This is a genomic window from Candidatus Palauibacter australiensis (assembly GCA_026705295.1).
GTDB classification, from domain to species: domain Bacteria; phylum Gemmatimonadota; class Gemmatimonadetes; order Palauibacterales; family Palauibacteraceae; genus Palauibacter; species Palauibacter australiensis.
This window is the reverse complement of the sequence record JAPPBA010000115.1, coordinates 1-5,394: the sequence shown is the minus strand read 5'-3', so window position 1 is coordinate 5,394 and position 5,394 is coordinate 1. Positions and strand designations below refer to the sequence as shown.

4 protein-coding genes are annotated in these 5,394 nt (G+C 69.0%); 1 reads left to right on the top strand and 3 read right to left on the bottom strand.

What is annotated here, in order from left to right; translation table 11 throughout:
• The 3 genes from OXN85_08970 to OXN85_08960 form a co-directional block, all read right to left on the bottom strand.
• The coding region (locus tag OXN85_08970; GenBank protein MCY3600090.1) for a gamma-glutamyltransferase at nucleotides 1-1,318 on the bottom strand (1,318 nt) is incomplete at its 3' end.
• Between the two features lie 69 nt (nucleotides 1,319-1,387).
• Nucleotides 1,388-1,669, bottom strand: coding sequence for a DUF3006 domain-containing protein (locus OXN85_08965; GenBank protein MCY3600089.1), 282 nt, complete (start codon nucleotides 1,667-1,669; stop codon nucleotides 1,388-1,390).
• Nucleotides 1,666-2,973, bottom strand: a complete 1,308-nt coding sequence (locus OXN85_08960; GenBank protein ID MCY3600088.1) for a lamin tail domain-containing protein — start codon at nucleotides 2,971-2,973, stop codon at nucleotides 1,666-1,668. Before OXN85_08960 ends, OXN85_08965 begins: the two co-directional genes overlap by 4 nt.
• Nucleotides 2,974-3,114: 141 nt before the next feature.
• Between OXN85_08960 and OXN85_08955 the strand changes: the two genes are divergently transcribed.
• A partial coding sequence (locus OXN85_08955; protein MCY3600087.1) for a hypothetical protein occupies nucleotides 3,115-5,394 on the top strand: 2,280 nt, incomplete at its 3' end.

Below are 5,394 nucleotides of genomic sequence, written 5' to 3'. Positions count from 1 at the left end.
CCTCCTCGAGCACGAAGCCGAACATGTGGCCGTTGTTGAGGAAGATCCCGGTGTCCCCCGCGATCACGCCGCTTCCGTACGCGTTGACGAGCGACTGCGTGAAGGCGACCGCATTCCCCCACCGGTCGACGGTGGAGAGACTCGTCGTCCCGTAGAAAGGAAGCGGGGCCCCGGAGAAGGAGGCGACGCGCAGGGGATCGATCTTCGCGCGCTGCTCATCCGCGTACTCCCGGGAGATGATCATGTCCACGGGGATGTCCACGTCTTCCTTGCCGGTGTTGTAGCGGTCGTCGTCGGCGAGGGCGAGCTTCATCGCCTCGAGCCACAGGTGGACGAACTCCGATCCGTACAGGTCCATGTTCGCGAGGTCGAACCCGTCCATGATGTTCAGCGCCTGGAACATCGACATCCCGCAGGAGCCCGGGGGCATGGCGTGCAGATCGTATCCCTGGAAGGTCGTCCGGATCGGCTCCCGCCACTCGACTTCGTAGCCTTCGAGGTCGGCCTTCGTCAGGTGGCCGCCGTTCTCGGCCAGGAAGGCGACGATGCGGTCGGCGAGTTCGCCCTTGTAGAGGTCGTCCGCCCCCGCGCCGGCGAGGTGGCGCATGCTCGCTGCGAGCTCGGGCTGCTTGATGACCTCGCCCATGCGGGGAGGGCGTCCGCTGGGGAAGAAGACGCGCGTCGTCGACGGGAAGCGGCTCAGTTTGTCCGCGCTCGACTGCGTGTAGCGCTCGTCGAACTTCGAGAACACGAAGCCGTCTTCGGCGAGCCGGATCGCGGGCTCGAACAGGTCGCCGAGGCTCATCGTCCCGTAGCGCTCCAGCGCGGCGGCCCAGCCCTTGAAGGCCCCGGGCACGATCGGCGCCTTGTAGCCAGCCGCAAAGTCGTCCAGGGTCATCGTCTCCGGCGATGAGGCGGCGGGCGAGCGGCCGAGCGCGTCGAGCCCCACGACGCGGTTCTCCTCGGCCAGGTAGATGAGCATGTAGCCGCCGAAGCCGCCGATCCCGGACATGTAGGGGTCCGACACGTTCAGCGTGGCGCACGCGGCGACCATCGCGTCGATCGCGTTCCCCCCCTGCATCATGGTCTGCGTGCCGGCGAGGGACGCGTAGTAGTCGGAGCAGGCCGTCACGCCCGTGCGGCCCCACACGGTTCCGTGCGCGGGCCCCGCCAGGCCGGGCACATGCGCGTAGTCGCCGGAGCCCCACTGCCCGGAGGTGAGGGGCGGGGCGGCGGACGTTTCGGGAGGACGGCAGGCGACGAGGCCCGATCCGGCGGCGGCCGCGGCGGAGGTGGCGAGGAAGTCTCGGCGTTTCATCGGACGGCTCCTGGCAGGGGGATCGCAGACTTCGATCCTAGATCCGGAGCAGCCCAACGTTCAAGACACCTAGAGCTTGATGTCACCGCCGGGGTCGCGGCGTCTCAGGCGCCGGAGCACGTCTTCCGCCTCCCGCAGTCGAGTCTGGCGCGCCTCTTCGTCGAGTACGGCCCCGCCCCAGTGAGGCCGCCCCTCCGCCTCCGGTACGCGCAGCACGGCGCCTTCGCGGCTCCCGGCGGGAAGCGTCTCGATGGGCACGTCTTCGGCGCGCTCGTCCACGTCTCGGATGAGCACGGCGATGCACCCCTCGACGCGGTCGACGACCCAGCGGTGCTCCGATTCCCGACTCAATAGTCGAACACGACGACGATGGCCCCCGTGTCGTCGTAGAGGGTCGCGGTGTCGCCGCTGTTGTTCCACACGGCCTGCCGCCGGCCCATGTAGTAGCGTGTGCCGTCGGCGCGCCCGGAGCCGGTGTGGACCACGAGTTGTCCGCCAGCCGCCAGCACCGCTCCGGCGGGAAACCGGAAGCAATGGTTGGCCCCATCGCACAACGACCAGCCACCGATCGGTCGATCGTTGGACTCCAGGTTCCGGATGACGGCGTACTCGCCGTTCGGGTTCGTGTGATCGTTGCCGGGCGCATCGGCGTGTACCCAGAGTCGGAGCCGCGCGTCACCCGGCGTAGCGGGGACGCCGGTCGGCCCGGGAAGCGCCACGGGCACCTCGCGCGGCTCGTCTCCCGTCCCGCGCAACGCGACCTCCCCGCCGAACGAGACGTCGTAGTCACCGCTCTCGCGCCCCCGCACGGAGACGTGGCCGTGCCGATCCGTGCGGAACACGGCGGCCCCCGACGCCTCGTAGGCTCGGAGGGCGGCGCGCCCCGGATGGCCGTAGCGGTTGTCGCGGCCCACCGAGATGACGACGACCCGGGGGCGGGCGGCGTTCAGAAACTCCCGCGTGAACCCGTTGTCGGCGCCGTGGTGCGGGGCCTTGAGCAGCGCCACCTCGCGGACGGCCTCCCGATTCATCAGATGGGTCAGTTGCCGTACCTCCGAATCGCCGCTCAGGAAGGCGCGGAACTCGCCGAACCGCACGAGCAGGGTGACGGAGCGGTCGTTGAGCCCCGCCGTCCCCCGCGGGAGCAGCGGCAGCACGTCGATCTCGACCTCGCCGAGCGTGAGCGTCCGCGGCGAGGCCTCCAGGTAGGCGATCTCCGGACGCGCGTCGAGGGCGGCAAGCAGCCGCCGGTAGGTCTGCGTCGTGTGCGGCTCCCCGTTGTCCATGTAGAAGCGGACCGGGAGCGCCGCGATGACGCCGGCCATGCCACCGATGTGATCCGCGTGGGGGTGCGTCGCGACGAGCAGATCGATCTCGCGCACGCCGAACCGCCGCAGTAGCGGGACGATGTCGTCGCCCCCCGCGTCGATGAGCGCGGTTCGGCCGCCCGGCGCCTGGATGAGGACGGCATCCGCCTGTCCCACATCGAGGAAGGTGATCCGAAGAAGGGAATCGGGATCGACGACCGGGGCGCGCGGGACCGCCGCGAGGACAGGCGCGGCGAGGAAGGTGACAAGGGAGGTGACGGCCAGTGCGCGGCGAAGCCGCTCCCGGCCCCGCCCTACCGACGGCCTTTGTGTGGTCCCGCAGCGCATGCCGGCCAAGTAAGCCGTCTCCTCATGGCGAGACAAGTGGGGCGTCGCGGCACCGCTCCATTGCCTTGCGCGGCGGGCTTCGCGGGAATCACTGTTCGATGTTCCGTTTCCCTCGTATTCGCCGTCACTCCGGAGGTTCCGATGGCGTTCCAGTCGAAGTCCCCACGGTCCTTGCGTTTCCCCGTCGTCCACCTCCTCACGCTCCTCCTTCCGCTGTCGCTCGCCGCAGGAGCGCTGTTCCCGGCCGCCGCGGCCGCCCAGACGGCTTCGGAACGAGCCGCCGCGGCCGCCTCCGGGCTGGAGTTCCGTGAACTGGGGCCGGCGATCATGGGCGGACGGGTGTCCGACCTCGCGGTCGTGGAGAGCGACCCGCGCATCTTCTACGTCGGCCTCGGTGCGGGGGGCGTGTGGAAGACGACGAACGACGGGATGACGTGGGACCCCGTGTTCGACGACCAGCCCACCTCCTCGGTCGGCGCCGTGAGCGTCGCGCCGTCCAACCCCAACCACGTGTGGGTGGGGACGGGCGAACCGGCGAACCGGCAGAGTTCGCCGTGGGGGGTGGGTGTGTTCAAGTCGACGGACGCGGGCGGCACCTGGACGCACGTGGGGCTCGAGGACACGCGCCATATCAGCCGGATCAAGATCGATCCTCGGGATCCCGACGTCGTATACGTCGGGGCCGTCGGCCACCTGTGGGGGCCGAACGAGGAGCGCGGCCTCTTCAAGACGGTCGATGGCGGGGCGACGTGGGAGAACATCCTCTACATCGACGAGCACACGGGAATCATCGACCTCGTCATGGACCACAACGACCCGAACACGCTTTTCGCGGCCATGTACCAGCGGCAGCGCACCGGGTTCGGGTTCGCGGCCGGGGGCGGCGGGTCGGGCCTCTGGCGCACGACGGACGGCGGGGAGAACTGGACCCGCCTCGATGAGGGGCTGCCGCAGGGCGAACTCGGCCGCATCGGGCTCGACATCTACCGGCGCGACGGAAACCTCGTGTACGCGATCGTCGAGGCGCACGAGGGCCAAGGCGTATATCGCTCCAGGGATCGCGGCGAGACGTGGGAATTCATGAGCGACCGCAACCCGCGTCCCATGTACTTCTCCCTCATCCGGATCGACCCCAACAACCCCGAGCGGATCTACCTGGGCGGCGTCCAGTCATCGGCCTCGGACGACGGAGGGCGCACCTGGTGGCCGGGGAACTCCACGGACCAGATCCACTCCGACCACCATGCACTGTGGATCAATCCCCACAACTCGAACCATCTCATCAACGGGAACGACGGCGGGCTCGCCTTCTCGCGCGACGGGTCGGTCACCTGGCGCTCGATCCGGAACATGGCGATCGGCCAGTTCTACGAGATCGACGTCGACATGAGCGACCCCTACAACGTGTGCGGCGGGCTGCAGGACAACGGGAACTGGTGCGCGCCCCACCGGACGCAGTCCACCTGGGGCGTCCGCAACCGCGAATGGACGCACATGTGGTTCGGCGACGGGTTCCACAACCACTCCGACCCCGAGGACCCGAACATCATGTTCTCGGAGTCGCAGGGCGGGAACATGGCGCGCATCGACGTGGCCACGCGCGAGGGGCAGTCGATCCGGCCCGTGCCGCGCCCGACGGGGAATGAAGCGGAGGACGAGGAACCGCGCCGCTACAGGTTCAACTGGGATTCGCCGTTCGCGATCTCGCGCCACGACCGCGCGACGATCTACCTGGGCGGGAACCACCTGTTCCGGTCGAGGGACCGGGGGATGACCTGGGAGGAGGCGAGCCCGGACCTCACGAAGCAGATCGACCGCGACACGCTGGAGATCATGGGCCGCGTGGTGACCGACGAGACGCTCTCGGACAACGACGGGATCGCTTCCTACGGCAACATCACGGCGTTTGCCGAATCGAAACACTCGCCCGACGCCCTCTACGTGGGAACGGATGACGGAAATCTGCAGGTGACGCTCGATGGCGGCGCGACCTGGACGAACGTCATCGACCGGGTAGCCGGCGTCCCGCCCCGCACCTATGTGAGCCGTCTCGAGACGTCGTACGCGGCGGACGGACGGGTGTACGTCACGTTCGACGGGCACCGCAACGACGACTACGCGCCGTACGCCTACGTGAGCGAGGACCACGGCGCGAGCTGGCGGCGGATCACGGCCGGCCTCCCCGACGGCTGGTCCGTCAACGTGATCCGGGAGCATCCGCGGAACCCGGATCTTCTCTTCCTCGGGAACGAGATCGGCGTCTACATGTCGATCGACCGCGGTGAATCGTGGGCGCGGATGGTGAACAACCTCCCCGTGGCCGCGGTGGACGACATCGCGATCCACCCGCGGGAGAACGACCTCGTCGTGGGGACGCACGGGCGCAGCATCTGGATCCTGGACGACATCACACCGCTGGAG

Excerpts from the sequence above, each read along its gene's own strand:
- OXN85_08960 (MCY3600088.1), bottom strand. The coding sequence starts at position 2,973 with ATGCGCTGCGGGACCACACAAAGGCCGTCGGTAGGGCGGGGCCGGGAG.